Raw genomic sequence first — 26,219 nt, 5'->3', positions numbered from 1 at the left:
GACAGAAAGGCAAGTGATGCTGGATCAACTGCGGCGGCCGCTGCGGTCCCGGCCGTTCCGGATGGTCTGGGCGGGGGAGGGCGTCTCGATCCTCGGTGACCTGAGCTTCGAGGTCGCCTTCATCTGGCTGGTGCTCCAGGAGACCGGTTCGGCCGCCGTCCTGGCCGGCGTCGTGCTGGCCCAGGCCATTCCGCGCGGCCTCCTGATGCTGCTCGGCGGGGCGCTCACCGACCGGCTGTCCCCCCGTACCGTGATGCTGGCGACCCACGTGGCGCGCGGCAGCGCGGTGGTCGCCCTCGGTCTGGCGAGCGCGTTCGACGGCGTGCAGGTCTGGCAGTTCTACGCCATCGCCATCGTGATGGGCGTCGCCGAGGCCTTCTTCTGGCCGGCCAGCGACAGCATCCTGCCCTCGCTGGTGGACGAGGAGGACCTGCCCCGGGCCAACGCGCTGGCTGGCTTCAACGAGCAGGGCGCGCGGCTGCTCGGACCGGTCCTCGGCGGCGCCCTGGTGGCCGCGACCGGTGCCACCGGCGCACTCTTCTTCAACGCCGCGACCTTCCTCTTCGCGGCGCTGAGCCTGCGCGCGGCCCCGGCCCGCCCGGCGGACCCCGAGGCCAAGTCACCCTCGGTCGCGGAGATCCGGTCGGAGATCGCCTCGGGGCTGCGGTACGCCCGGCGGAGCCGCGAGGTCCGCTCCGTCCTGCTGCTCATCTCGGCGTCGGCGCTCAGCTACAGCGGGCTCTTCTCGGTCGGCCTGCCGGCTCTCTCGCGGAGCTTCTCGGAGAGCGCGCTCGCCCTGGGCGTGCTGATCTCCTCCTGGGGCCTCGGTCAGCTGGTCGGCACCATCGCGGCGGCCGTCACCGGCCTGCCCCGCCGCTGGGGCCTGCTGATCATCGGCATGACCCTGTGCGAGGGTCTGGCGTTCGCGGTCCTCGGCTTCCTGCCCAGCCCTGGGCCGCGGCCGCGCTGCTGGCCGTGCTCGGCGTGGGCGTCGCCTACTCCAGCGACGTCGCGCTGCCGACCTTCATCCAGACCCGGACGCCCACCGACTTCCTCGGCCGGATGAACAGCATCATGGGCCTGCCGCGGGTGGTGCTGGAGCCGCTCTCGTTCGCCCTCATGGGCATGCTGGTCACGGTCGGCGTCCAGTGGGGCTTCGTCATGGCGGCCCTGCCGATGATCGCGGTCGGCGTCACCCTGTCACTGAGCAAGGACGCCCGGAGCCTCAGCACCGAGCAGACCCCCGCACCGGTGGGCTGAGTCCGGCCGCACCCGGCCCGGAGCCGCTCCAGGAACCGTTCGGACGGACCTGGGGCGGCTTCGCCGTCTCCGCGACGTGACGGCCCGTCAGGCGGGGGCCAGGGCGGGTCAGGCGCCCGGGCGGGCGGGGGCCGGGGCGGTTCTGGTCGAGCCAGCCGAGCTGGGTGGCGATGACGCCGGCCTGGAAGCGGCTGTCGGCGCCCAGGCGTTGGGTGATCTCGGCGACCAGGCGGCGGACGGTGCGTTCGGAGACGGCCAGGCGACGGGCCATGGACTCGTCGGTGAGGCCGGAGGCGAGCATGCGGAGGATCTCGTGGTGGCGCTCGGTGAGGTCGGGGTCGGGGGCGGCGGAGCCGGTGTGGGTGGGGGCGAAGTCGGCGGAGAGCGCCCAGCAGTGCTCGAAGAGCTGGCGGAAGACGGCGACGAGCTGTTCGCCGTGGACCACCAGGGCGGCGATCTCGTCGGGGACGGCGGGGGCGGGGAGGACGGCGAGGGAGCCGTCGACCAGGATCATCCGCATGGGGAGGGTCTGCGCGGTGCGCACCCGGGCCCCGGCCCAGGAGAGTTCGGCGAGGTAGCCGTGCAGGGCGGGGGTGGCGGCGGAGGATCCGAGGTGGACGGAGCGGATGGTGACGCCGCGTTCGAGCAGGAGCTTGTCACGGGAGAGCCCGGCCTCCAGCATCTCGCGGGCCACCGGGGGGCCGGGGTGCAGGGAGAGGAACTCGGAGCGGGCGCGTCGGACGACGTCCTCCAGCATGGCGGTGACCCGGGCCGGACCTATCACCAACTCGGTAGCGGCGCCTGACAGTTGGTCCGCGTGCAGCGGGTGGAAGTCGGTCAGCAGCCGGGCCAGGGTGTGCCGGGCGGCGGCGGCCTCGGCCAGCCGGGTCGCGACGCGCTGCTCCTCGTCGGCCAGCAGCCGGCTGATCGCGCTGGTCGGCGAGAGGGTGGTCCAGCCGCTGGGTGTGGTCGCGGCCGGGGCCAACAGGCCCATGGTGTCCAGCAGTTCGATGGCGCGGACGAAGCGGTCGTCGTCCCAGCCGAGCCGGGCCCGGGCCGGGGACGGGTCCCACTCCGGGTCGTCCAGGGCCCGTCGGTAGATCTCGCGGGCGTCGGCCAGGGCGGTGCTGTCCTCGGCCAGGGCCGCCGCCAGGGTGCCGTAGTCCTCGGCGAGCGGGGCGTGCGGCTGGTACGGCTGGTGCGCCTGCTGTGGCTGGTCGGCGCCGGTGGGCCGCCTGTCCCGCTCGGCCGTGCGGCGCTGGTGGGGCGGGGTGGCCGCCTTCTGAGCGCTCTGTTGGATCACCCGAGCAAGTGTCCGCGACCGGTCGTGGCCTGTACAGGAAAGGCGTACGTACTGTTCCAAGTCGCGGCGGCGGGTGACGATGGATCCACCGGCCGGCGCACGGCGCTGAACAGGCCGGATCCCCTGACGAGTGGTCCGACGAGGAGGCGTTGTCATGCGGCGAGTTGACCCAATGGGTGCCGTTCTTGGTCAGGAGTCCGGCCGGTCCGGCCGTTCCGGCGGGCGTGCCGTGTCCGGCGTGTCCGGTGGCGGACGTCTGCGGGTCCTGGCCGGGCTGCTGCTGAGCACCGTCCTGCTGGCCGGGGTGCAACTGGCCGAGCCGGTGCGGTCCTCGGCGATCTGGGGCTAGCCCCGGTGGAGTCGGCGAGAGCGGGCGGCCCGGTGGGCGGCCCCAGGATCGCACTCGTGCTGCCGGCCACCGGCCCCCGGGCCGCCTGGGGCCGGACGCTGCGGGCGGTGGCCAGGGGCGGCACCGGACCGGCGATCGAGTGGGTGCTGCACGACGAGTCGGCAGCCCTGGACGGGGCCCGTCGGGTGGCCCGCAAGGTGGTGGAGAGCGGCGGGTACCGGGCCGTGGTCGGCCATCTGGGCAGCCGGGGCGCGGCCGCCGCGCTACCGCTCTACCGGGCGGCGGGGCTGCCCTGTCTGCTGCCGGTGACGGCCCTGCCGAGCGTCCCGGGGCAGCCGGGCGGCGGGCCCGACGGGCAGCCGCTGGCGCTGAGTTGGGCGCCGGACGAGGCCGGTCAGGCGAAGGCCCTGTTGGCGGCGCTGGACTCGCTGGGCGCCACCGGGGTCGGTGTGCTGACCGACGGCAGTGCGTACGGCTACCGGCTCGGTGTCCACCTGCTGGGGGCCGACTCGCCGGGCCGGCCGGTGCGGACCGTCGGCCCGGTGGGGCCGGTGCCGTCCGCGCTGCGCACGGTGGTGGTGGCCGCGCGGTTCCACCGGGCGGCCGAACTGGCAAGAGGGCTCAGGGAGTCCGGGTACACCGGGCAGCTGGCCTTCCCCGACGACTGTGAACTGGCGGAGTTCGCCCGGCTGGCCGGTACGGCCGCGGCCGGGGCACTGCTCTGCCGCCCGGCCGGTGGCCGGGCCCCGAGGGTCCGGGCCGCGCTGGCCGCGCTGGCCGGTGCCCTGACCGACCGCCCCGGGGTGACCGGGGTCGAACTGGCCGCCGCGGTGCGGGAGCGCTCGGCGCTGCTGCTGGACACCGCCGGAGCGCCGGTGGCGGACAGCTGGCAGGTCGTCAGGATGACGGGCTGCTGAGCGGCTTCGGCCGCCGGCTCGTCGCCCCGCCCGCTTCCCGCGTCCGCTCCCCGCGCCTGTCAGAGCCCCACTCCCCCTACCGACAGGTTCCGTGATGTTATTTCGGCATGCCTACGAGATCGTGCTGGACGATCTCTTCCTGGACCTCAACGGCTTCGTGCCCGGGGTCGACCTGACCCTGAAGATCGAGGGCCTGAATCCGGCCGGGTCGATCAAACTCAAGGCCGCGGTGGGCCTGTTGGACGACGCCGAGGCCCGCGGCGTGCTCCGCGCCGGGGGCCGGGTGATCGAGTCCTCCTCCGGCAACCTCGGGATCGCTCTGGCCTCGGTCTGCGCGGCCCGCGGCTACGCGTTCACCTGCGTGATCGACCCCAACACCTCCGTCCAGTCGATCGGGCTGATGCGGGCCTTCGGCGCCGAGGTCGCGATGGTCGACCGCCGGGACGCCAACGGCGGCTTCCTGCAGTCCCGGATCGACCACATCCAGGAGCGGCTGCGGGAGGACCCGGAGCTGGTCTGGCCGAACCAGTACGCCAACCCGGCCAACCCGGCCGCCCACCGGGAGCGCACCGCCGCCGCCATCGGCAAGCAGTTCCTCGACGTGGACGTGCTGTTCGTCGGCGCCGGCACCACCGGCACCCTGATGGGCTGCGTGGAGTGGTTCCGGGCCAACTCGCCGCTGACCAGGATCATCGCGGTGGACACCGAGGGCTCGGTGACCTTCGGCCACCCGGGCGGCCGCCGCCACATCCCGGGCCTGGGCACCAGCCGCCGCCCGGAGATCCTGCGCCCCGAGGGCGTGGACGAGGTGGTCCTGGTGCCCGAGGCCGAGGCGGTCCGGATGTGCCGCCGCCTGGCCGTCGAGCGCGGGCTCGCGATGGGCGGATCCACCGGCTCGGTGCTGGCCGCGGTGGACCGCAAGCGGCTCGAACTCCCGCCCGGCGCCTCGGTGGTGGCGATCGGCCCGGACCTCGGCGAGCGCTACCTCGGCACCGTGTACGACGACGCCTGGGTGGCCGAGCGATTCGGTGACCTCCTGGAGACCGCCGCCGCGGCGCACCACTGACCCTTCCCGTCCCATCCACTCTTCCCCAGTGCCCAAGTGGCAAGGAGCAGCAGCGTGTTCGAGTTCAGCGTGATCGGCGGCAAGGCCGCCAGGGAGATCATCGGCCGGAGCCGGCCCCGGATCGTCGAGCAGGTCCGGGAGACCTACCTGACCCACGAGGCGGGCGAGTCGGTCAACCCGGACAGCTACTTCCTGCGCTTCCCCGAGAAGCCGGACGCCCGGATCATCGCCCTGCCCGCGTACCTCGGCGGCGGCCAGGACGTGGCCGGCATCAAGTGGATCAGCAGCTTCCCGGCCAACATCGAGCAGGGCGTCCCGCGCGCCTCGGCCGCCCTGCTGCTCAACGACTACGCCACCGGCTACCCGTACGCGGTGCTGGAGGCCTCCCAGATCAGCGCGGCCCGCACCGCCGCCTCGGCGGTGCTGGCGGCCGAGGTGCTGTCCGGCGGCCGCCGGGCGGAGCGGGTGGTCGTGGTCGGCGCGGGCATCATCGCCCGGAACATCCTGGAGTTCTTCCGGTCCCGTGACTGGGAGTTCGGCACCGTCCAGGTGCACGACCAACTGCCGCAGTACGGCGAGGCCCTGGTGGAGTACACGGCGGGTGAGCTGGGCTGGGCGGCGGAGTTCGCCCCCGAGCTGGCGCCGGTGCTCAAGGGGGCCGACCTGGTGGTCTTCGCGACCACGGCGGGCGAGCCGTACGTGACCGCCCCGGACAGCTTCGCCCCCGGCCAGCTGGTGCTGAACATCTCGCTGCGCGACATCGCCCCGGAGCTGATCCTCGGCTCCTACAACGTGCTGGACGACGTCGAGCACTGCATGAAGGCCAACACCTCCCCGCACCTGGCCGAACAGCTGGTCGGGAACCGGGACTTCGTCACCGGGACGCTGGCCCAGGTGATCAACGGGGACGCCGTGGTCGGCGACGACAAGCCGGTGGTCTTCTCGCCCTTCGGCCTCGGGGTGCTGGACCTCGCGGTCGGCAGGTTCGTGCACCAGGAGGCCCAGCGGTCCGGCCAGGCGGTCGAGATCGCCGACTTCTTCGGGGAGACCAAGCGGTGGTGACGACGGACGTGACGGACGCGGCGCACACGACGGCGGAGGCCAGGATCGGCGTCATCGGGCTCGGCTCGCGCGGGCTCGGGGTGCTGGAGCGCATCATCACCCTCGCCTCCCAGGAGAGTTGGGGCCGGCGGCCGGTCCGGGTCGAGCTGGTGGACCCGGTCGGCGACGGCAGCGGGCTGCACGACCCGGAGCAGCCGGACTACCTGCTGCTGAACACCGTCGCCGCACAGGTCTCGCACTTCCCGGAGGAGGCCACCGTCGGCGACGCGGTGGCGGACCGGGGCACCGACCTGTACACCTGGGTCACCGGCCGCAGCCTCCGGCTGGCCGAGGACGGCTTCACCCTCGGCGCCTTCGGCCGACCGGTCGCACCCGACGACTACCTGCCCCGGCGGATCCTCGGCGAGTACCTGGCCTGGTGCCTGCGCCGGACCTTGGCCCGGGCCCCCGAGCACGTCACGGTGGAGCTGCACCGGACCACCGCGATCGCCCTCAACGAGGCCCCGGACGGCGGCCGTTCGATCAGCCTGGAGGACGGCCGCCGGGTCGAGGTGGACCACGTCTTCCTGACCACCGGTCACACCCCGCCCGCCGAGCCGGCCCCCGGCCCGGGCGGCGAGCGGTACCTGCGGGAGATCTACCCGCTGCCCGGCCAACTGGCCAGGATCGAGCCCGGCCAGACGGTCGCGCTCGGCGGCACCGGACTGTCCGCGATGGACGCGCTGGCCGCGCTCACCGTCGGCCGGGGCGGCGAGCACGTGCCCGGCCCCGACGGCCGCCGCTGCTACCTGCCGAGCGGCCGCGAGCCGCGCATCCTGCTCTACTCCCGCACCGGGCTGCCGTTCCGGGCCCGGCCGGAGAACAACCGGCGCGGCGGCTACCAGCCGATCGCCTTCACCCGCCAGGCCGTCGACCGACTGCGCACGGACCGGCCGGAGTTGGACCTGCGCGAGCAGGTCGAACCGCTGATCCTGACCGAGATGCGGATCGCCTTCCACCGCCGCACCGCCGCGCTGGACGGAGGAGAGGAGCTGGAGGCGGTGGTCGAGCGGGCGCTCCGGGAGGCCCACGCGGCCGGCCGGATCGGTGCCGAGCTGGACCGGCTCGACCGTGAGCAGGGCGAGTTCGACCCGGTCGAGCTGGTGCACCCGCCGGTCGGCGGAACCGAGGACCGGGAGGCGTACCAGGCCTGGTACCTGGACCGGATCGCCCAGGACCTGGCGCAGGCCCGGCTGGGCCTGGCCGGCAGCCCGGTGAAGTCCGCCCTGGAGGTGCTCCGAGACCTGCGCGACGTGATCCGCTACGCGGTGGACTTCGGCGGGCTGGAGGAGAAGTCCCACGAGGAGTTCTACGGTTCCTACACCGGGGTGCTCAACCGCAATGTCACCGGGCCCCAACTCGACCGGCACGCCGAGCTGTTGGCACTGGTGGAGGCCGGGATCGTGAAGATCCCGTTCGGCCCGGCGCCGACCGTGGAGTGGGACGGCCTGGGCTGGGTGGTCTCCTCCACCGAACTGGCCACCCCGCACCAGGAGTGGGTCGACTGGCTCTGCCTGGCCACCTCCGGCCAGCCCGACGTGGAGCGCACCGCCAGCCCGCTGCTGCGGCAGCTCCGCGACAGCGGCCGGATCCGGCGGCACCGCCCGTCCGCGCCGAGCAGCCGCGGCGTGGACGTCACCCGGGGCAACCAGCCGATCGGCGCCGACGGCACGGTGGACGAGCGGCTCTGGGTGCTCGGCCCGCTCTGCGAGGGCGCCACCTTCTACAACCACTACGTCCCCTCGCCGGGTGGCCCCAACCGGGCCCTGGCCGACGCCCACCGCTGCGTGGGAGACCTCTTCGACCGCCTCTGACACCGGCTGGCCCGGAAGGGCAGCGCCCAGGGGCGCGAGGAACTGCGCGAGACGGAAGAACGAGACCCGTGTGCCGGGTACGGAGAGCCACTTGCACGTGAGCGTCCGTACCCGGCACACGGGTCGTTGCCTGCCGCAGCGCGCAGTTCCCCGCGCCCCTGGGCACTGCCCTTCCGGGCGGATCCGGCGAAGGTTCAGCGGAGCAGCCGGCGTTCCTTGGCGACGGCGACCGCGCCCGAGCGGGTGTCGACGCCGAGCTTGTCGTAGATCCGCCCCAGGTGGGTCTTCACGGTGGCCTCGCTGATGAACAGCGCGCGGGCGATCTCCCGGTTGCCCAGGCCCTGGGCCAGCTGGGCGAGGATCTCCTGTTCCCGGTCGGTGAGTTGGGGCACCGGCGTGCGCAGCTGGGCCATCACCCGGGAGGCCACCGGGGGCGAGAGGGTGGTGCGCCCCTCGGCGGCGGCGTGGATCGCGGCGAACAGCTCCTCCGGCCGCTCCGCCTTGAGCAGGTAGCCGGTGGCCCCCGCGGCGATCGCCCGGTTGATGTCGGCGTCGGTGTCGTAGGTGGTGAGCACCAGCACGTACGGCGCCCCCGGCCGCCCGGCGATCCGGCTGGTGGCCTCCACCCCGTCGATGCCGTCGCCCAGTTGGAGGTCCATCAGCACCACCTGGGGCCGCAGCTTGGCCGCCAGCGCGATGGCCTCCTCGCCACTGCCGGCCGCACCCACCACCTCGATGTCGGGGGCGCTGCCCAGCAGGGCCAGGAGCCCGGCCCGGACCACCGCGTGGTCGTCGCAGACCAGCAGGCGGACGGGGGTGGTCGCGGTCATGGGTCCTCCGGTCGTCGTCACTGGGCGTCTGCGGGGAGTTCGAGCGGGATGGCCGCCGTGACCACGGTGCCCTCGCCCGGGGCGGACTCGACGGTCAGGGTGCCGCCCAGTTGGCGGACCCGGGCCCGCATCGCGGGCAGGCCGTGCCCCCGGGACGGGTCGGCCTCCGCGCCCGCCGGGATCGGTGGCAGGCCGCGGCCGTCGTCGCCGATGTCGAGGACCACCTGGTCGCCGAGGTAGGAGAGGGTGAGCGCGGCGGTGCGGGCTCCGGAGTGTTCGCGGACGTTGGCCAGCGCGCCCTGGGCGATCCGCAGCAGTGCGCTGCGGACGGCGTCCGGCAGCGGGGCCGGGGTGCCCTCCAGGTGGCAGCGGACCGTCAGACCGCTCTCCGCCGCCTCGCGGTCGGCGAGGGTGCGCAGCGCCTGGTCCAGCCCCACGCCGTCGGCCAGGTCGGCCGGGGTCAGGTCACGGACGAAGCGGCGGGCCTCGGCGAGGCTGCGGGCGGCGATCGACGCGGCGGTGTGCACGTGGGTGCGGGCGGTGGCCGGGTCGGTGTCCCAGACGCGGTCGGCCGCCTGGAGCAGCATCTGCTGGCTGGACAGGCCCTGGGCCAGGGTGTCGTGGATCTCGATGGCCAGCCGCTGACGCTCCGCCAGGACGCCCTCGCGGCGGTTGGTGTCGGCCAGGGCGCGGCGGGTCGAGACCAGGTCGGCGATCAGGGCGCGCTGGCGCTCGGCCTGACGCTCCATCTGGAGGAAGACCACGGTGGCCAGGCCGGCCACGGCGGGCGGGGCGAGCAGGGTCACCGGGTCGATGCCGTCCGCGAGCTGCTGTTCGGCGTACATCACCAGGCCGGTCAGCAGGGCCACCAGGGGGACGGCGGCGGTGGCCGGGAGGGTGCGGAGCGCGGTGTAGATCAGCGGGACGGCGCACCAGGCGAAGCTCGGGGCGAGCAGCACCAGGACGGTCCAGAGGCCGGCCACCAGGGCGAGGCGGGCGATCCGGAGGGCCCGTCCGCGGCGGCGCAGTTCCGGGAGCTGGGCGAGGGCGAGGGCGGCACTGAGGGCGATCACCCAGCCGGCCCGGCCGCTGTCGCCGTGCCGCAGCAGGTAGCGGGTGAGGGAGGCTCCGAGCAGCAGCAGGAACGCGCCGTACATCACGACCGTCAGCCGCAGGCCGCTGCGCTCCGCACCACTCGTCTCGCTCACGGTTCCATCCTGGCCCGGGACGGCACCGAAGGGGGTCAACCGATCGGCTGACATGGGCTCGGGTCGCCTCCGGCGGGCTTGGGAGCGGTGGGGTGGCCCGTGGGGGGTGGTCGTACTGTCGTACCCGTGCGGGGGAATCCGCGCCGGGTGGCCCGCCGGTGGGGTGGGGCCCGGGGAGTGATCACGGAGTTGGGGATGACGGACTTCAGCATCGAGACCGCGCGGCTGCGGCTGCGCCCGTACACGGCCGAGGAGGCCGAGCTGGTGGCCGGGGGCGGCGGACGCTCGCCGGAGTGGAGCGCGGGGTACCCGCGGGAGGACGACCGGGACGTGGCGCGGATGTTCCTGGGGCTGCCGGCGGGCGAGCCGCTGTACGGGCCGCTGCAGATCGTGCTGCTGAGCACCGGTCAGGTGATCGGCGGCATCGGCCTCTTCGGCCCGCCGGACGAGGAGACCGGCACGGTGGCGTTCGGCTACGGCGTCGCCCCCGAGGCGGAGGGGAAGGGCTACACCACCGAGGCCGTCCGCGCCCTGCTCGACCGGGCCTTCGCCGGAGGCCGGGCCCGCCGCGCGGTGGCCGACACCACCCACGACAACCTCGGCTCGCAGCGGGTGCTGGAGAAGGCCGGTCTGCGCCGCACCTCCTCCGACGAGACCCTGCACTACTACGCCCTGGAGTCCTGACCCCCGGAGCACCTCGGGGCGGCCCCGGCGCGCCGGGCCCGCCCCGGCCGCCGGGTCGGTCACGATGACCCCATGCCTCAGATGACCGAGCCCGAGTGGCGCGCGTTCCTCTCGGCCGGGACCAGGACCGGCAAACTCGCCACCGTCCGGGCGGACGGCAGCCCGCACGTGGCGCCGGTCTGGTTCCTGCTGGAGGGCGGGGAGCTGATCCTCAACACCGGGGCGGAGACGGTGAAGGGCCGGAACCTGGCGAGGGACGGCCGGGTGGTGGTGTGCGTGGACGACGACCGGCCGCCGTTCGACTTCGTCACCGTCCGGGGCCGGGCGCAGCTCAGCGAGGACCTCGACGAGGTGCGGTACTGGGCCGGCCGGATCGCCGCCCGCTACATGGGGGAGGAGCGGGCCGAGGAGTACGGGGCGCGCAACGGGGTGCCCGGCGAGCTGCTGGTCCGGATCGCGATCGAGAAGGTGGTCGCGGTGACCCGGGTGGCCGACTGAGCCGCCCGCCGGACCCGCCCGGGCGGTCAGTACGATCGCCGGATGACCGCATCTTCCGCCGAATCCGTCCCCTCGGACCCCGGGCTGACGGACCGTCGCTTCCTCTTCCTGCTCGGCAGCGTCCGGGAGGACGGCAACTCCGAGCAGCTCGCCCGGCTGGCCGCCGAGCACCTCCCGGCCGGCGTCGAGCAGACCTGGCTCCGGCTGGAGTCGCTCCGGCTGGAGCCGTTCGGCGACATCCGGCACACCGGCGACGGCAGCTACCCACCCCTCGCCGGCAACGCCCTGACCCTCTTCGAGGCCACCGCGCGGGCCACCGACCTGGTGATCGTCTCCCCGCTGTACTGGTACACCGTCTCCACCAGCGTCAAGCACTACCTCGACCACTGGTCCGGCTGGTTCCGCGTCCCCGGCTCGGACTTCCGCGCCCGGATGCGGGGCACCACCCTGTGGAGCGTCACCTCGCACTCCGGCGAGCGCTCCGACGTGGACCCGCTGATCGGCACCCTGAAGCTCACCGCCGACTACATGGGCATGCCCTGGGGCGGCGCCCTGCTCGGCAACGGAACCCGCCCGGGTGACGTCCGCAACGACGAGCTGGCCCTGGCCGAGGCGAGGACCTTCTTCGCGGGCGTCTGACGGAGCCTCGGCGGCCTCAGCCCCGCAGTTCGGGGACGAGCTCGCGGGCGTCGTCCGGGGCGCGGTGGCGGGGCCGGCCGAACAGGACCGGGACCAGGGCCAGGCCGAGGACGGCGCCCGCGCCCTGCGCGAGCACGAAGGCCGGCACGGAGGCCGGGGCGATGCCGGTGTAGGTGTCGCTCAGCGAGCGGGCCAGGGTGAGGGCCGGGTTGGCGAAGCTGCCGGAGGAGACGGCCCAGCAGGCGGCACCGATCCAGGCGGCCACCGCGACCGGGGCGTACTGGCCCCGGCCGGTCCGGAGCAGGCCGAAGACCAGCAGCACCAGGCCTCCGGTGGCCACCGCCTCGGCCAGCCAGAGGTGCGGGCCGCCGAGCGGCTGCGAGGAGGCGGCCAGCACGGGCCGCCGGTGCATCAGGTTGGCCAGGGCCGCCCCGGCCACACCGCCGAGCAGCTGGGCGAGGACGTAGCCGCCCAGCTCGGGCAGGGTAAGGCCGGTGCAGCCGCGCCGGTCGGTCCACCAGGCGGCGGCCGAGACCAGCGGGTTGAGGTGGGCGCCGGAGACCGGCCCCAGCAGGGTGATCAGTACGGCCAGGGCCAGCACCGAGGCCAGCACGTTGGCCAGGAACTGCACCCCGCCGTCGGCGCTCAGCGCGGTGGCCCGGATGCCGGAGCCGATCAGCACGGCGGCCAGCACGGCGGTGCCGAAGGCCTCGGCGGCCAACCGCCGGGGGAGCGAGGGGGTGGTCATGCGGCCATGGTCGGGGCACCCCGCTGAGCTGGACAATTGGCCGGTGTGCCCAAGGTCGGCGGCCGTTCGGGCTCCGTGCTCGGAGACTCGTACGGCGCACGCCCGCGCACCGGCTTGACCCTCACGCGACGTGAGGGCGGAGGCTGGGGCCAGTGAAGGAGGAAGGGCCGGATGAGCGGTGAGTACTCGGTGGGACAGGTCGCGGCCGTCGCCAAGGTGACGGTGCGGACCCTGCACCACTACGACGGGATCGGCCTGCTGTCGCCGTCCGGGCGGACCCCGGCCGGCTACCGGCGGTACCGGGACGAGGACCTGGACCGGCTGCAGCAGATCCTGTTCTACCGCGAACTCGGCTTCTCCCTCGAGGAGATCGCGGCCGTCCTGGACGATTCCTCGGCCGGACCGACCGAGCACCTGCGCCGGCAGCACGCGCTGCTGCAGGACCGGATCACCAGGCTCCAGGAGTTGGCCGCGGCGGTCGAACACGCCATGGAGGCGAGCACGATGGGAATTCAGCTGACCCCGGAGGAGAAGTTCGAGGTCTTCGGCCAGGACTACCAGGAGAGTTGGGAGACCGAGGCCGAGCAGCGCTGGGGCGGCACCGACGCCTGGAAGGAGTCCCGGCGCCGGACCGCCCGCTACACCAAGGAGGACTGGGCGAAGCTCCAGCAGGAGCAGGCCGCGCTCAACGAGCGGCTGGCCGCCGCGATGAAGGCGGGGGTGGCCCCGGGCAGCGCGGACGGCACGGCGCTGGCGGAGGAGCACCGCCTGCAGATCACCGGGGCGTTCTACGACTGCGGCCACGAGATGCACCGCTGCCTCGGCGAGATGTACGTCGCGGACCCGCGCTTCACCGCGACGTACGAGAAGGTGGCCCCCGGCCTGGCGCACTGGCTGCGGGACGCGATCGTCGCCAACGCGGATGCCCACCTGGCCGGTTGAGCTCAGGCCACGCCCCGGCCGAAGGCCCGGCGGTAGGCGGTGGGGGAGGTCCGCATGGTGCGGCCGAAGTGGTGCCGGAAGGTCGCGGCGGACTCGAAGCCGACGGCCGCGGCGATCTCCTCCACCGTCCCCTCCGGGGACTCCAGCAGCGACAGGCTGGCGGCGATGCGCTGGGTGATGACCCAGCGCATCGGGCTGGTGCCGTTGCGGGCGGTGAAGTGCCGCAGGTAGGACCGGTCGGACATCCGGGCGGCCCGGGCCAGCCGGGTGATGGTCAGCGGGGTGGCCAGGTGGTCGAGGGCCCACTGCATGGAGCGGGCGATGCCGTCGTCCTCCTCCTCCACCGGGAGCACGGTGGCCTCGATGAACTGGGCCTGCCCGCCGTCCCGGTGGGGCGGCACGACGAAGCGGCGGGCCACCGTGTTGGCCACCTTGGCGCCGTGGTCGCTGCGCACCAGGTGCAGGCAGAGGTCGATGCCGGCCGCGCTGCCGGCACTGGTCAGCACCGAGCCGTTGTCCACGTAGAGCACGTCGGGGTTGACCTTCACCGCGGGGTGGCGCTGCTGGAGCAGCTCCGCGTACCGCCAGTGGGTGGTGGCCTCCCGGCCGTCCAGCAGTCCGGCGGCCGCCAGTGCGAACGCACCGGAGCAGATCGACACGATCCGGGCCCCGCGCTCGTGCGCGGTGCGCAGCGCGGCCACCAGCCCGGGGGAGACCTCGCCGCTGAACGCGTTGGGCACCCCGACCACCATCACGGTGTCGGCGGCGGCCAGCTCGTCCAGTCCGTGATGGGCCATCAGGGAGAAGCCGCCCACCGCGCCGAGCAGCTGCCCGGGGCGGTCCGCGCAGATCTTCAGCCCGTACCAGGGCGCGGCCAGCAGCCCGGCCAGCTCGGGCCTGGCCAGGCCGAACACCTCGACCACCACGCCGAGTTCGAACGGGGCCATGCCGTCGAAGGCGTACACCGCGATGGTGTGCACCGGCTCGGGGCGGGGGCCGATGCTGACCTGGACGGGGCGGGTGGTGGCGGGGTGGTCGGCCATCGGTGCTCCTGGCGCGGCGGTACGGGGTTGGCGGGATCTTGGCGAGTGTAGTCGTGGGCGCCACTGTCGGGGCGGGGTGTCCGGATCGGAAGATCGTCACGTCGGAAAGAGCGCACAACCGCCCACCAGGAGCCCGCAGATGACCGCTGTCACCACCACCGCGACCTACAACGGTTCGCTCGGTGCCACCGTCTCCCCCGAGCGGGCCTTCGCCTTCCACGCCGAGCGCCTCGGCTGCCAGGCCGACCCGGCCGACGTCTGGTACGCGATGCGGGACGGCCGGCAGGACTTCACGATCGTGGACGTCCGGGCCGAGGGCTCGCACCGCAAGGCCCACCTGCCCGGCGCGATCAGCCTGCCGCTCGCCGAGATCACCGCCGAGCGGGTGGCCGAACTCCCGGCCGGCCTGCTGGTGGTCTACTGCTGGGGCCCCGCCTGCAACGGCTCCACCAAGGGCGCGATGAAGCTGGCGGCGCTCGGCCGCGAGACCAAGGAGATGATCGGCGGCCTGGAGTACTGGGTCCGCGAGGGCTGGCCGACCGAGGGCCGCCGGGCGATCGACCCGGCGAACGCCACCCCGAACGACCTCGGCCTGGTGTGCTGACCTGCGGCGATGTCCCGCGGAAAAAAGTTCTGAGGTCACCTGCAACCCCCCGGGGGGATGCACGTCTATCAGGGTGAGAGCAAGGGGGGGCCGGGAGAACGGCCGAGCCCGGCGGCTCTCGCCAATTGACGGAGCACCACACCGCCCAGGGGGACCTGCACCATGAACGAGCCCGTTTTCGGCCGTTTCGCGAAGAACATCACCGTCTCGCTCGCCGTCCTGGCCCCGCTCGGCCCGGCCGGCTGCTCCACCGCGCAGCCCTCCGCCCCGGCCGGTGTGCCCGCCGCGTTCTGAACCGGGCACAATCGCGCAGGTCAACAGCCGTCCGAACAGACATTTACCGTTGTGCCGCCCGCCGAGCGGGCCGTGCCGCGGGGGGAACGGAAGAGCGAGCATGTCCATAGCGATCGCACCCGCGCGGGGGTTCTCCGGCGCGGGTGTGCTCAAGGGGTTCCGGAAGCTGCTGTTCGGGGCCGAGGCCGCCGAGCCCTACTCCGCCTCGGAGACCAGTACCAACCTCCGGGTCGTCCGGGTCGGCGGCTCCGGAGCGGAGCGCCCGACGCTCACCGAGCTCTACCACGCCCACCGGCTCGGGCTGGTGCGGATGGCCGTCCTGCTGGTGGACCGTCAGGACCTGGCCGAGGACGTGGTGCAGGACGCGTTCACCGCGCTGTACCAGCGCCACGGCGAGGACCTCGACAGCCTGGAGAACGCGCTCGGCTACCTGCGGACCTCCGTGGTGAACGGCGCCCGCTCCGTGCTGCGCCGCCGCAGGACCGCCCGCGACTACGTGCCGCCGCACGAGGCCGACGCCGCCTCGGCCGAGGAGCAGGCCGTCCTCAACGACGAGCACCGCCGGGTGCTGGTGGCCCTGCAGGAACTGACCCCACGTCAGCGCGAGGTGCTGGTGCTGCGGTACTGGTCCGACTTCTCCGAGGCCCAGATCGCCGAGACCCTGGGGCTCTCCCGGGGCGCTGTGAAGTCCACCGCCAGCCGGGCTCTGGATGCCCTCGAGAAGCACCTGGAGAAGGCCCGATGACCGAGAAGCCGAACGATCCCGACCGGCTCGAGTCGCCGACCGAGCAACTGCTGCGGGCCGCCCTGGCCGCCCGCGCCGAGCAGGTGACGGCCCAGAACCTGCGCCCCGCCGCCCCGCCCACCCGACGCACGCGCAAGGTCCGCCCCTTCCACGTGGTCACCACCATCGCCATGTTCGGCCTGGCCGCCGGCCTCGCCATCGGCGTCCTCAGCACCGGCGGCCACCCCGTCGCCCAGGACGTGGCCCCCGCCGTCACCGCCTCCGCGTCCCCCTCCCCGTCCCCGACGCCCACCGCGTCCCCGAGCGCCGAACTCACCCCGAGCGGATCGGCGTCGGCATCGGCGACCGAGACCGAGGAGCCGCCGGCCACGACCACCGTGGAATTCCACAAGGTCAAGGTCGAGGTCCCGGCGGGCTGGACGGTCGACGCCCGCGATCCGACGAGTCTCTGTCTGCGCGTCCCAGGGGCGGCTGTCGCCGCCAAGGGGGAGTGCCTGCCGCAGGGCGTGATGATCACGGCGTACGACAAGGGCGTGGAGCAGCTCTGGCCGAGCGAGGCGGACCTCGACTCCGACTCGGGCTGGTCCCACCAGCCGGCCTGCTACCTGCCCGGGGACCCGGGGTCGACCGGCGTCGGTGACGACTACCGACGGATCGGGCAGCCGCAGCGCTCGCTGGTGACGCTCAACGGGAAGTACGTGAACAAGGTCCGCTGGCAGGTGGCCTGCGATGCCACCAGGCAGTACACCGCCCAGATGTGGGGGTTCCACAAGGAGCAGGTCTTCGTCAACGCCAACGGCCTGCCGGAGAAGTACCAGGCGGACCTGGAGTCGATCATGGCCGGCCTGGACGTGAGCGGGCGGGCGGGGATGCTGAGGCCCGGCAACGGCGCGGACGTGAAGGTCACCTTGGGCCAAGAGGTGGCGAACCCCAAGGACGGTGACAAGCAGGTGGTGACCGTCCCGGTCACCTTCACCAACGTCAGCTCCACCGACTACCCCTCGGTCGAGCCGGTGATGATGGGCACGGACGATCCCGCGTCGCCCGCCTCACTGCTGCCCGGCACCTTGGAGCGCAAGGACGGTGACCGGTGGACGGCGCTGCCGGCGCTGTGGAAGGGCACCGGGATGGACTACGCGGCCACCGGACAGGCCGGGGCGTTCCCGCTGGCGGCGGGCAAGAGCCGCACCGTGACGTACCGCATCAAGGTCAGCAGCAGTTCGGACCGGGCTGGCCTCGCGATGGTCGCGGAGGCCTACCTGCCCACCACGGCAGGGCAGTTCAGGCAGATCGGCGCGACCCACGACTGGGTCATCCTGGTCAGCTCGTGAACCGCCGCGGCGGCCGCACCCCTGCCCGAGGGGTTGCGGCCGCCGCCGTGCGTGACCCTGCGTCAGCCGGTGAGGCGGGCCATCCAGGCCTCGACCTCGTCGGCCTGGCGGGGGAGGCCGGCCGAGAGGTTCTCGTTGCCCTCGGCGGTGACCAGGATGTCGTCCTCGATGCGGACGCCGATGCCGCGGTACTCCTCGGGGACGGTGAGGTCGTCCTGCTGGAAGTAGAGGCCGGGCTCGACGGTCAGGCACATGCCCGGGACGAGGTCGGCGTCGACGTAGTCCTCGCGGCGGGCCTGGGCGCAGTCGTGCACGTCGAGGCCGAGCATGTGGCCGGTGCCGTGCAGGGTCCAGCGGCGCTGCAGGCCCAGCTCCAGGACCTTCTCGACGTCGTACACCGAGGCGTCGATCAGGCCCCACGCCAGCAGCCGCTCGGCCAGCACCCGCTGGGAGGCGTCGTGGAAGTCGCGGAACCGGCCGCCCGGCTTCACCGCGGCGATGCCCGCCTCCTGGGCGTCGTAGACCGCGTCGTAGATCTTCCGCTGGAGCGGGGTGAAGGTGCCGTTGATCGGCAGGGTGCGGGTGACGTCGGCGGTGTAGAGGGTGTGGGTCTCCACGCCGGCGTCCAGCAGCAGCAGCTCGCCCGGGCGGACGTCGCCGTCGTTGCGGACCCAGTGCAGGGTGGTGGCGTGCGGGCCGGCGGCGCAGATGGAGCCGTAGCCGATGTCGTTGCCCTCGACCCGGGCGCGGCGCCAGAAGGTGCCCTCGATCCAGCGCTCGGAGGTGGCGACGGCCTGGCCGAGCTCGCGGACCACGTCGGTGAAGCCGTTGACGGTGGAGTCGCAGGCGGCCCGGAGCTGGGTGATCTCCCACTCGTCCTTGACCAGGCGCAGGCCGCTGAGGAAGGTCTTGAGCTCCTCGTCCTTCTCCTCGTCCAGCACGTCCGCGAGCCCGGCCTCCAGGCCGGCGTCGTACCTGCGGACCAGCCGGGTCGGGGCGGCCGGGGCGGCCTGGAGCTCCTCGACGGCCTTGCGGACGTCGCGGCAGGGCAGGCCGAGCAGCTGCTCGGCCTCGGTCAGGCTGTGGCGCCGGCCGACCCAGAGCTCGCCGTTGCCGTCCAGCCAGAACTCGCCGTTCTCGCGGTTGGACCGCGGCAGCAGGTAGAGGTGGAAGTCGTGGCCGCCGCTCTCGCGGGGCTCGCCGACCAGGATCGCGTCCTCGGTCTGGTCGCCCGTCAGGTGGACGTACTCGCTCGCGGCGCGGAAGGAGTACTCGGTGTCGTTGGCGCGGGTGCGCAGGTTCCCGGCCGGGACCACCAGCCGCTCGCCGGGGTACGCGGCGGAGAGCGCGGCGCGGCGGGCGGCCGCGTACGGCGCCTGGGCCACCGGTTCCAGACCGCGCAGCTCGGTGTCGGCCCAGCCGGACTTCATCGAGGCGGCCAGCTCGTCGGAGACCTCGCCGTACAGGCCGTTCTTGCGGCCCTTGACCGGCTGCTCCTCGGCGTCCTCGCCTGCGGCACCCTCGGGGTTCTCGGCTGCCGCCGGGCTGCGGTCCTCGGTCACTACGTCGCCTCCTTGCGATGTGGTCCCGCCTCGGCGCGTCGGATCGCGACGCACGTGGGCGGCCGTCGGCCCCCATGGTACGGATCGCCACCGAACGGCTGAGCGGGCACCGCCAGCGGGTCCGGACTCCGTCAGCCGCCCGGGGGGAGGAACTCAGTCGAAGCGGGCGGCCAGCAGCACCAGGTCGTCGGTGCCGCCGTCGGCGCCGGCGGCGGCCAGCAGGTGGGCGCAGAGCCGGTCCGGGTCGGCCCGCACCTCCCGGGGGGCGTCGGCGGCGGCCCGGCGCAGCGCGTTCTGCCCGGCGTGCAGGGTGGGGCCGCAGCGGCGGGCCAGGCCCTCGGTGTAGAGCACCAGCACGTCGCCCGGCCCGGCCTCGACCTCGACGCCGGGCGCCTCCCAGCAGCTGAGCATGCCGAGCGGGGCGGAGAGCGAGGTCTCCACGAACTCGGCGCCCTGACGGGTCACCAGCACGGGAGGGCAGTGCCCGGCCCCGGCCAGGGTGATCCGACGCTCCTCGGGCTGCACCCAGGCGTAGAGCGCGGTGGCGGTCCGGGCCGGCTCGGTGGTCTTGAGCAGCAGCTCCAGGTCGCCGAGGACGGAGACCGGGTCCTCGCCCTCCAGCACCGCGTACGCCCGCAGCGCGGCGCGCACCCGGCCCATCGCGGCGGCCGCGCCGGGCGCGGAGCCGGGGCCGGCACCCAGGCCGTCACCGGCCACGCTGCCGACGGTCAGGCCGAAGGTGCCGTCGGGCAGCGGGATGGCGTCGTACCAGTCGCTGCCGGCCGAGCGGTCCAGCGCGGCGGGCAGGCAGCGGGCGGCCATCCGCAGCCCGGCGCCGACGGGCAGGCGGTCCGGCAGCAGGCCGCGGCGCAGCGCCTCGGCCTGCCGCTCGGCCCGCTCCTGGTCGAGCTGGCGGGCCAGCAGCTGGGCGGCGAACTCGCAGTACCGGTGGGCCAGCAGGCGGCGGCCCGGGGCCGGCTCGGCCGGTTCGTCGTAGAACCAGGCGGCCGCGCCCAGCGGGCCGTCCTCGGGGGTGGCCAGCGGGAGGGCGAAGCAGGCGCCCAGACCGAGCTGCCCGGCCACCTCGCGGAACCGGGGACCGGCCGCCGGGTCCTCCGCCAGATCGGTGATCAGCAGCTGACCGGCCCCGTCGGGGTGGCTCAACAGGCCCGCGAACGGCCCGTGTTCGGCGGGGACGGTCTCCAGGGCGCCCAGCTCGGCCCGGTCCAGGCCGAGGCCGACCGGTCGGCCGGCGCCCCGGGCGGTGGTGGTGATCAGACCGCGCCGGGCGCCGAGCAGAGCGGCTCCGGACGCCAGCACGGTGGCCAGCGTGCCGGCCAGGCCGCGGGCCCGGGTGAGCAGCTCGGTGTGCTCCTGGAGCACCGTGAGATCGGACAGCTGTCCGGCCAAACGGTCCTGCAGGTCGGCCGTTCCGCTGGTGGCCAGGAAGCCGAGGTCCGGCAGCACGGCGGTGGTCGCCGCTGCCGGTGGCTTGGCGTCGGTCATGTCCCAACTCCCCACACATTGGTACGTGTCACGCAGGACCCTCAGGACCGCCCAAAAGGATTGCTATGTCACTACTCGGCATCAATCCACCACTTGTACACAGGCCGAAAGGGGCATGTCCAGAATCGGGACAAGGCCGGATGGCTGGTTCTCGCCCGCTCCCGCCCGCCCGTCGACCTGCCCGGACGCCGCGTGCGGCCGGACCGCGTCCGGGCCGGTGGGGCCGACGGTCCGTCAGGTGCCGTCGGCGATCGTAGGGTTCGCCCGCCGACCGGCCGCCCGGGCCGCGCGCCACTCACCCGTACGGTGGAACCGAAGGCTCCCGAGGAGCGTCCGTCCGGTCGTATGCGGGATTCTCGTTCCGGGCCGTCCGGCCCAGGCCCCGCCCCGGCCTGACCCCAGAGCCCCTCTGGCCCAGCGGTCCAGGAAGCGGCCGCGGAAGCGGAAAGGAACGAGCGCCGATGCCATGGTCACGTCCCCGACGGGGCACCGCCGGAGCACCCGGCCCCGCCGCCGGCAGGGTCTGGCTGCGCTGGCCGGGCAGTCGGCGCCGGGTCAGGGCCGCGCTGCGCGGAGCCGCGCTGGAGGCCGCCGGCCGCGGCTGGCCGGTGCTGCCGGGAGCGCACGCGGCGCCGGGCCGGCCCGGCGGCTGCTCCTGTGCGGACCAGGGCTGCCCCACGCCCGGCGCGCATCCGCACGAGCCGCCGCTGGTGGCGGCCACCACCGATGCCCGGATGGTGGGTTGGTGGTGGGAGAGGCGGAGCCCGGACGCCCCGGTGCTGCTGGCGACGGGGCGGACGGTCAGCGCGGTGAGCGTTCCGGCCAGGGCCGGGGCCCGCGCGCTGGCCTGGTTCGACCTGATGGGCCTGCCGGTCGGCCCGGTGCTGGCCGGGCAGGGGCGGTACCTTCTGCTGGTGGCGCCGTACTCGCTGGCCGAGTTGGGCGAGCTGCTGGCCGAACAGCCGTGCGTGCCCGGGGTGATGCGCTACCACGGACCGGACGGGTACCTGGTGCTGCCGCCCTCGCGGGCCGGGTCCGGCTCGGCGCCGGCGCGGTGGGTCCGGCCGCCGGTCGGGGACCGGCCCTGGCTGCCCGAGGTGGGAGGCCTGCTCGGCGCGCTGATCGCGGCGAGTTCGGCTGACGCCGCCTCAACTTCCCTCGGGAAACAGTGAATCCGGCCGCTGGCGACGGGGGATGCACCAGCGACCGGACTGTTTAAATGGTAACAAAGATCCTCGTCCGCGCCAATTTGTCCAAGGACTCTGTCACCTGGGGTTTCTCCGTTCGGGCGGCGAATGTGACCGGAGTCACTCCGCCCGTGCGGATCCTCAGTTGAGGGTCACCTGACGGTTCACCAGATTGGCCCGGGCCTTGCGCTCCTCGACGGTCAGCGGGGCCTCCTCCGCCAGCGCGCCGGCCAGTCGCTCGGCGAACGCGGCGGCGGGCGCCTCGCAGGCGGCGGCGGTCATCGACTGCGGCAGGTCCCAGACCGGGACGGTCAGGCCGTGCGCACGGAACGAGCCGACCAGGCGGGTGTCCTCGCCCAGCGAGGAGTCGCCGGCCGCGTCCAGCCGGGCCAGCGCGTCCAGCAGCTGCTCCTCCGGAACCGTCATGACCCAGCGCAGGTGGTTCTTGTCCGCCGCGGCGCACCAGTACGAGGACGGCACGCTGGAGATCTTCTCGGTCGGGATGGCGGAGGCGTTGGCCCGCTCCAGGGAGGCGGCCACCTCGCCCTCGGCGGCCTCGGCGTCCTCCAGCCAGAACTCGAAGCCGGTGAACACCTCGGGGGTGAACTCGGCCTCCAGGTCCAGCAGTTCCTGCAGTCGGCGCCCGCCGGGCACCGTCCGGCGGGCCGGCACCGGGGTGCCCGGCTCGGTGGCCAGGGCCAGCTCCAGGGCGTCCGCCAGGTCGCGGCTCAGGTCACCGGAGGAGGACTGGGTCTGCAGGCCGAGCAGGATCGAGCCGTCCTGGCGGCGCAGCGCGGGCCAGGCCAGCGGCAGCACGGTGGCCAGGGTGACGGACGGGACCGGGCCGTTGGCGGTGTCGGCCACGCCCTTGGCCAGGGTCAGCGGCACGGTGGCGGCGGGCACCAGCTCGCGCAGCGCGACCCAGTCGGCCTCACCGGGCAGACCCTCGAACGGGCGGTGCACCAGCTCCTGGACGGCGTGCGCGGCCTCCCGGCCGTGGCAGGCCTTGTACCGGCGGCCCGAGCCGCAGGGGCAGTCCTCACGGGCTCCCACCACGGGGATCTCGCCCGAGGTGACGGCGGTGGACGGACGGCGCTGCGGCGACTTCTTGGCGGCCTTCTTGGCCATGGTGCGGCTCCCGGTACGGCGACTGGCTTGCCCCGGAAGCCTACTGAGCTTTCGGCCGCCACCGCGTCCGTGTCGCGCGTCGGGCCCGGACGGGCCGTCAGCCGCGGCACCGGACCGGGCGCCGGACGGGGCGTCAGGCGGTGCGCGCCCCGTGGTCGGGGTGGAGCGGCAGTGCGGCCCAGACCGTCACCCGGCCCGGGGCGTCCCGCACGCCCCACTCGCTGGCCAGCCGTCCGACGATGGCCAGGCCGCGGCCGCCGCGCGCGGTGAGCGAGGGGCGGGCGGGGAGCGGCCGGGTGGCCGCGCCGCCGTCGGTGACCTCCAGGGTGAGCGAGCCGTCCCCGGGGAGCCGCCAACGGACCGTCACCCCTTCGGGTTCGCCGTCCTCGCCGCACCCCGCCCCGACCAGGACCGGGGCCGGGTAGCCGCCCGGCGCGTCGTCCTTGAGGTCGGCCAGCCTGCCCAGCGGGCGGGCGTAGCGGCAGGAGTTGCTGAGCAGTTCGGACAGGATCAGGACAGCGTCGTCGATCACCGTCTCGTCCACCGAGCGGTCACCGAGATCGCTGCGCAACCGGCGTCGTGCCGCTCCGACTCCGGCGGGCCCGTGCGGCACCGCCATGGTCGATGAAGTCGGCACCTCGTGTGCCATCATCAACGCCACCCCCGGACCTCCTTCAGCATTCGCCGAGGGATGGATGCCCCTTGGTAATGCGTCGGAAACGGGCGTTCATCGATCGCGGCACGACATTAACGGCCTTCGTAACTCGCGGTGGGCACATGGTGATTGGCTGCTCACGGAACGTCGTGAAAACGACCGGAATTGGCCACTCCAGGTGTTCTGCGCCGCAGTTCACGCCCGTTCACAACCCTGCGCGGGCGAATACCGGCCGACTTGACGCAACTATCGGCCGAGTTGACTCAGAACCGCTCGCGGCCGGTTGGTGATGATGGCCTCGACGCCCAGTTCCAGGCAGAGCTCGACGTCGGCCGGCTCGTCCACCGTCCACACGTGCACCCGGTGCCCTGCCCGGCGCAGGGCCGGCACCAGCCCGGGGTTGGCCCGCACCAGCTCGATCCCGGGGCCGGCGATCCGGGCCCCGCCGGGCAGCACCCGGGTGCGGCCGATCAGCGGCAGCCGGCGCTCCAGCAGGTAGACGGTCGGCACCGTCGGGGCGGCCCGGCGGACCCGGTGCAGCGAGAGCTCGGAGAAGCTCATGATCCGGACGGCGGACTCCTCCGCGCTGTCCGGCAGCAGGCCGAAGCGGGCCAGTTGGCGGAGCAGCTCGGCCTCGGTCCGCCCGGCGTACCGGGTGGGGTGCTTGGTCTCGATGGCCAGCTCGATCCGGCGGCCGGCGTCCACCGCCAGCTCCAGCAGCCGCTCCAGGGTGAGCACCGGGCTGGGCTCGGGGGCGTCCGGGTGCTTCCAGGAGCCGAAGTCCATCGCCTCCAGCTGAGCCAGCGTCAGGGCGGAGACCGCGCCCCGGCCGTCGGAGGTGCGGTGCACGGTGCGGTCGTGGACGCAGACCAGCTTGCCGTCGGCGGTCAGCCGGACGTCGCACTCCAGGCCGTCCGCGCCCTCCTCGATCGCCAGCCGGTACGCGGCGAGGGTGTGCTCGGCGCGGGCCGCGGAGGAGCCGCGGTGGGCGATCACCTTCACCGCCGCGCGGTCGGGGGTGTTCGTCGAGGTCAAGGCCTGGTCCCGGGTGTCCACGCGGACCACCCTACGAGGCGGCCGGTGGCCGTCGGCCGCCGCCACGGGAAACTCCGGGTGAAGTCCCCGTGGCGGCGGAGCCGCCGCGCTACTTGCGCGGCTGGACGGCCAGGGTGGCCAGACCGGCCACCAGGAAGGCGAACAGCGAGGCCGAGATCCAGGCCTGCGGCGTGAAGCCCACCGAGGACTGCAGGTCCTGCCAGAAGCCCTGCCACCCGTCGATCGCGGTCGGCGCGATGAACTGGTAGGTCGCGAAGCCCAGCGCCCACGGCAGCAGCATCAGCGGCCGGGCCGGCGCGTCCTCGTCCAGGTTCCAGCTGGTACTCGCCCGCTCGCCTCCGGGGCGCTTCGACCCGGTGTCGACAGTCGTCCCTCCCGCGGTCGCTTCGCTCCCTTCCTCGCTCCTCCTTTTCGACACCGGCGCGCCCCTTCGGCTCGGGGCGGTGCGGCCCGTGCCCAGGAAGTAGTCCGCCGCCAGCACCGCGAACATCGGCACGAAGACCGCGCCGATCAGGCCGAGGAAGGCGTAGTAGGAGGCGGTGAACTCCTCGATGTTCAGCGCCAGCACCGTCACCAGGGCGCCGATCCCGCCGGTCAGCAGGCGGCGGTCCACCTTCGGCAGCAGGTTCTGCACCGACATCGCGGTGGAGTAGACGTTGGCGAAGGACTGGTCGGTCTCCCGGATCACCAGCACCAGCAGGAAGGCCCAGCCGGCCGCGACGCCGGTGAAGGAGGAGAAGATCCGGGTCGCGTCGCCGTCCGACTGCAGCAGTGCCACCACGCCGAGCAGGTAGCACCAGACCTGCGCCAGCGAGTAGCCGGAGAAGGTGGCCCAGTAGGCGGAGGAGGCGGTGCGGGCGTGCCGGGTGTAGTCGGCGGCCAGCGGCACGAAGGAGATGGAGACCGCGATGATCGCGTCGGTCGCGGTCAGGAAGCCGGTCCAGTTGCCCGCACCGGGGTTCGGCACGCCCTGGCGGACCAGCTGGACGGTGAAGTACACCATCGCGATGCCCACCGCGATGGTCACGTACTTGCGCAGCACCGCGATCGAGCCCAGCGGCCAGATGGTCAGCGCCGTGGTCAGCACCCCGGCCAGCAGCACGAACAGCCACCGCCAGCCCTGGGTGCCCGTCACCTCCTGGGCGCCCATCGCGATCACCAGCAGCTCGTACACGCCCCAGCCGATGCACTGGGCGATGTTCAGCACCGTCGGCACGTAGGACAGCCTGGTGCCGAACAGACCGCGCAGCAGCGCCATCGCGGGGGCGCCGGTGCGGGCGCCGATCAGCGCGGCGACGCCCAGCATCGAGGTGCCGATCGCGGTGCCGGCCACCGTCGCGGTGATCGCGGCGGCCAGCGAGAGCTCGGCGCCCTTGACGCCGATCACGGTGGCGGCGCTGGTGAAGCCGATCAGGCTGACGCCGAGGTTGGCCCAGAGCGAGAAGAGCGCCCGGAAGTCCAGCGTGCGCGGCGGCGCGGTGTCGAGGACCAGCGGCGCCTCGGCTCTCGCGGAGACGTCTTGGACAGGGGCAGGCGAAGCAGCCGTCATGGCCGAAGCTCCCTACGCCGGCATTACCCGGACAGGTTCGAGCGGTCTGCGCTCCCTCGCCGCACGGCCAGCTGCTGCATGGCGTACGGTCGTTCCGCGCACTCTCAGCCTGGACGGTCCAAGCTCCCGCGTGTCAGTTTGGAGCGCCAGGCTAGCCGCAGGACCGTCGAACACCAAGGCGGGGCCCAAGGCGTGGGATG

The 26,219-nt window shown here is 73.8% G+C and carries 26 protein-coding genes; 15 read left to right on the top strand and 11 right to left on the bottom strand.

The window, feature by feature from the left end; all coding sequences use genetic code 11:
* Nucleotides 1-16 precede the first annotated feature (16 nt).
* Both ABD946_RS25090 and ABD946_RS25085 read left to right on the top strand, forming a co-directional pair.
* The gene (locus tag ABD946_RS25090) at nucleotides 17-1,066 is read left to right on the top strand and encodes an MFS transporter (RefSeq protein WP_345287250.1); all 1,050 of its coding nucleotides are present in this window, start codon (nucleotides 17-19) and stop codon (nucleotides 1,064-1,066) included.
* Nucleotides 1,063-1,260 carry a hypothetical protein gene (locus tag ABD946_RS25085; RefSeq protein WP_345287248.1) on the top strand — a complete coding sequence of 66 codons (198 nt, stop codon included), beginning with the start codon at nucleotides 1,063-1,065 and terminating at the stop codon, nucleotides 1,258-1,260. Before ABD946_RS25090 ends, ABD946_RS25085 begins: the two co-directional genes overlap by 4 nt.
* Here ABD946_RS25085 and ABD946_RS25080 read toward each other — a convergent pair.
* Nucleotides 1,226-2,563, bottom strand: a complete 1,338-nt coding sequence (locus ABD946_RS25080) for a helix-turn-helix transcriptional regulator (protein ID WP_345287246.1) — start codon at nucleotides 2,561-2,563, stop codon at nucleotides 1,226-1,228. The genes ABD946_RS25085 and ABD946_RS25080 overlap by 35 nt on opposite strands.
* Nucleotides 2,564-2,968: 405 nt before the next feature.
* Between ABD946_RS25080 and ABD946_RS25075 the strand changes: the two genes are divergently transcribed.
* From ABD946_RS25075 to ABD946_RS25060, 4 genes are all read left to right on the top strand, one after another.
* Complete coding sequence (locus ABD946_RS25075; protein WP_345287244.1) at nucleotides 2,969-3,829, top strand: ABC transporter substrate-binding protein; 861 nt, start codon at nucleotides 2,969-2,971, stop codon at nucleotides 3,827-3,829.
* Nucleotides 3,830-3,923: 94 nt separating this feature from the next.
* Nucleotides 3,924-4,895 carry a 2,3-diaminopropionate biosynthesis protein SbnA gene (sbnA, locus tag ABD946_RS25070; protein WP_345287242.1) on the top strand — a complete coding sequence of 324 codons (972 nt, stop codon included), beginning with the start codon at nucleotides 3,924-3,926 and terminating at the stop codon, nucleotides 4,893-4,895.
* A gap of 54 nt (nucleotides 4,896-4,949) precedes the next feature.
* Entirely contained in the window at nucleotides 4,950-5,957 is a 1,008-nt protein-coding gene (gene sbnB / locus ABD946_RS25065; RefSeq protein WP_345287240.1) for a 2,3-diaminopropionate biosynthesis protein SbnB, read from the top strand.
* Nucleotides 5,951-7,810, top strand: coding sequence for an FAD/NAD(P)-binding protein (locus ABD946_RS25060; protein ID WP_345287238.1), 1,860 nt, complete (start codon nucleotides 5,951-5,953; stop codon nucleotides 7,808-7,810). Before sbnB ends, ABD946_RS25060 begins: the two co-directional genes overlap by 7 nt.
* A 194-nt stretch (nucleotides 7,811-8,004) precedes the next feature.
* Here the strand turns inward: ABD946_RS25060 and ABD946_RS25055 are convergent, their stop codons facing one another.
* The gene (locus tag ABD946_RS25055) at nucleotides 8,005-8,640 is read right to left on the bottom strand and encodes a response regulator (protein ID WP_345287236.1); all 636 of its coding nucleotides are present in this window, start codon (nucleotides 8,638-8,640) and stop codon (nucleotides 8,005-8,007) included.
* Between the two features lie 17 nt (nucleotides 8,641-8,657).
* Nucleotides 8,658-9,797: a sensor histidine kinase gene (locus tag ABD946_RS25050; protein WP_345287274.1), complete on the bottom strand. Its 1,140-nt coding sequence runs from the start codon at nucleotides 9,795-9,797 to the stop codon at nucleotides 8,658-8,660.
* Nucleotides 9,798-10,043: 246 nt separating this feature from the next.
* Here ABD946_RS25050 and ABD946_RS25045 point away from each other — a divergent pair, with 246 nt between their 5' ends.
* The 3 genes from ABD946_RS25045 (at nucleotide 10,044) to ABD946_RS25035 (ending at nucleotide 11,669) form a co-directional block, all read left to right on the top strand.
* Complete coding sequence (locus ABD946_RS25045) at nucleotides 10,044-10,532, top strand: GNAT family N-acetyltransferase (protein ID WP_345287234.1); 489 nt, start codon at nucleotides 10,044-10,046, stop codon at nucleotides 10,530-10,532.
* 72 nt (nucleotides 10,533-10,604) lie between these two features.
* A complete protein-coding gene (locus ABD946_RS25040) occupies nucleotides 10,605-11,030 on the top strand; it encodes a PPOX class F420-dependent oxidoreductase (RefSeq protein WP_345287232.1) in 426 nt (141 codons plus the stop codon).
* 42 nt (nucleotides 11,031-11,072) lie between these two features.
* Entirely contained in the window at nucleotides 11,073-11,669 is a 597-nt protein-coding gene (locus ABD946_RS25035) for a flavodoxin family protein (protein WP_345287230.1), read from the top strand.
* A gap of 16 nt (nucleotides 11,670-11,685) precedes the next feature.
* On the opposite strand, the gene ABD946_RS25030 is transcribed toward ABD946_RS25035, so the two are convergent.
* On the bottom strand, nucleotides 11,686-12,417 hold the full coding sequence (locus ABD946_RS25030; protein WP_345287228.1) for an aquaporin: 732 nt from the start codon (nucleotides 12,415-12,417) through the stop codon (nucleotides 11,686-11,688).
* 171 nt (nucleotides 12,418-12,588) lie between these two features.
* Between ABD946_RS25030 and ABD946_RS25025 the strand changes: the two genes are divergently transcribed.
* A complete protein-coding gene (locus ABD946_RS25025; RefSeq protein WP_345287226.1) occupies nucleotides 12,589-13,359 on the top strand; it encodes a MerR family transcriptional regulator in 771 nt (256 codons plus the stop codon).
* 2 nt (nucleotides 13,360-13,361) lie between these two features.
* Here the strand turns inward: ABD946_RS25025 and ABD946_RS25020 are convergent, their stop codons facing one another.
* Nucleotides 13,362-14,339, bottom strand: coding sequence for a helix-turn-helix domain-containing protein (locus ABD946_RS25020; protein ID WP_425558694.1), 978 nt, complete (start codon nucleotides 14,337-14,339; stop codon nucleotides 13,362-13,364).
* Between the two features lie 202 nt (nucleotides 14,340-14,541).
* Here ABD946_RS25020 and ABD946_RS25015 point away from each other — a divergent pair, with 202 nt between their 5' ends.
* From ABD946_RS25015 to ABD946_RS25000, 4 genes are all read left to right on the top strand, one after another.
* Entirely contained in the window at nucleotides 14,542-15,006 is a 465-nt protein-coding gene (locus ABD946_RS25015; protein ID WP_345287222.1) for a rhodanese-like domain-containing protein, read from the top strand.
* A gap of 162 nt (nucleotides 15,007-15,168) precedes the next feature.
* The gene (locus ABD946_RS25010; protein ID WP_345287220.1) at nucleotides 15,169-15,300 is read left to right on the top strand and encodes a hypothetical protein; all 132 of its coding nucleotides are present in this window, start codon (nucleotides 15,169-15,171) and stop codon (nucleotides 15,298-15,300) included.
* 100 nt (nucleotides 15,301-15,400) lie between these two features.
* Nucleotides 15,401-16,045: an RNA polymerase sigma factor gene (locus ABD946_RS25005; protein ID WP_345287218.1), complete on the top strand. Its 645-nt coding sequence runs from the start codon at nucleotides 15,401-15,403 to the stop codon at nucleotides 16,043-16,045.
* Nucleotides 16,042-17,376 carry a hypothetical protein gene (locus tag ABD946_RS25000; RefSeq protein WP_345287216.1) on the top strand — a complete coding sequence of 445 codons (1,335 nt, stop codon included), beginning with the start codon at nucleotides 16,042-16,044 and terminating at the stop codon, nucleotides 17,374-17,376. The genes ABD946_RS25005 and ABD946_RS25000 overlap by 4 nt, the downstream gene beginning before the upstream one ends.
* A 62-nt stretch (nucleotides 17,377-17,438) precedes the next feature.
* Here the strand turns inward: ABD946_RS25000 and ABD946_RS24995 are convergent, their stop codons facing one another.
* Entirely contained in the window at nucleotides 17,439-18,938 is a 1,500-nt protein-coding gene (locus ABD946_RS24995; RefSeq protein ID WP_345287214.1) for an aminopeptidase P family protein, read from the bottom strand.
* A gap of 153 nt (nucleotides 18,939-19,091) precedes the next feature.
* Nucleotides 19,092-20,444, bottom strand: a complete 1,353-nt coding sequence (locus ABD946_RS24990) for a PP2C family protein-serine/threonine phosphatase (protein WP_345287212.1) — start codon at nucleotides 20,442-20,444, stop codon at nucleotides 19,092-19,094.
* 461 nt (nucleotides 20,445-20,905) lie between these two features.
* On the opposite strand from ABD946_RS24990, the gene ABD946_RS24985 reads away from it, so the two are divergent.
* On the top strand, nucleotides 20,906-21,616 hold the full coding sequence (locus ABD946_RS24985) for a bifunctional DNA primase/polymerase (protein WP_345287210.1): 711 nt from the start codon (nucleotides 20,906-20,908) through the stop codon (nucleotides 21,614-21,616).
* Nucleotides 21,617-21,772: 156 nt separating this feature from the next.
* Here ABD946_RS24985 and ABD946_RS24980 read toward each other — a convergent pair whose 3' ends face one another.
* The 4 genes from ABD946_RS24980 to ABD946_RS24965 form a co-directional block, all read right to left on the bottom strand.
* Entirely contained in the window at nucleotides 21,773-22,759 is a 987-nt protein-coding gene (locus ABD946_RS24980) for a DUF5926 family protein (protein ID WP_345287208.1), read from the bottom strand.
* Nucleotides 22,760-22,892: 133 nt separating this feature from the next.
* Entirely contained in the window at nucleotides 22,893-23,411 is a 519-nt protein-coding gene (locus tag ABD946_RS24975; RefSeq protein WP_345287206.1) for an ATP-binding protein, read from the bottom strand.
* Nucleotides 23,412-23,660: 249 nt separating this feature from the next.
* Nucleotides 23,661-24,470, bottom strand: a complete 810-nt coding sequence (locus tag ABD946_RS24970) for a glycerophosphodiester phosphodiesterase (RefSeq protein ID WP_345287204.1) — start codon at nucleotides 24,468-24,470, stop codon at nucleotides 23,661-23,663.
* Nucleotides 24,471-24,558: 88 nt separating this feature from the next.
* Nucleotides 24,559-26,019, bottom strand: a complete 1,461-nt coding sequence (locus tag ABD946_RS24965) for a purine-cytosine permease family protein (protein WP_345287202.1) — start codon at nucleotides 26,017-26,019, stop codon at nucleotides 24,559-24,561.
* Between the last annotated feature and the right edge of the window lie 200 nt (nucleotides 26,020-26,219).

This window comes from Kitasatospora albolonga, assembly GCF_039535905.1.
In the GTDB taxonomy this organism is placed as follows: Bacteria; Actinomycetota; Actinomycetes; order Streptomycetales; family Streptomycetaceae; genus Kitasatospora; species Kitasatospora albolonga.
The sequence above is the reverse complement of the archived record's forward strand: the minus strand, read 5'-3'. Positions and strand labels throughout refer to the sequence as shown.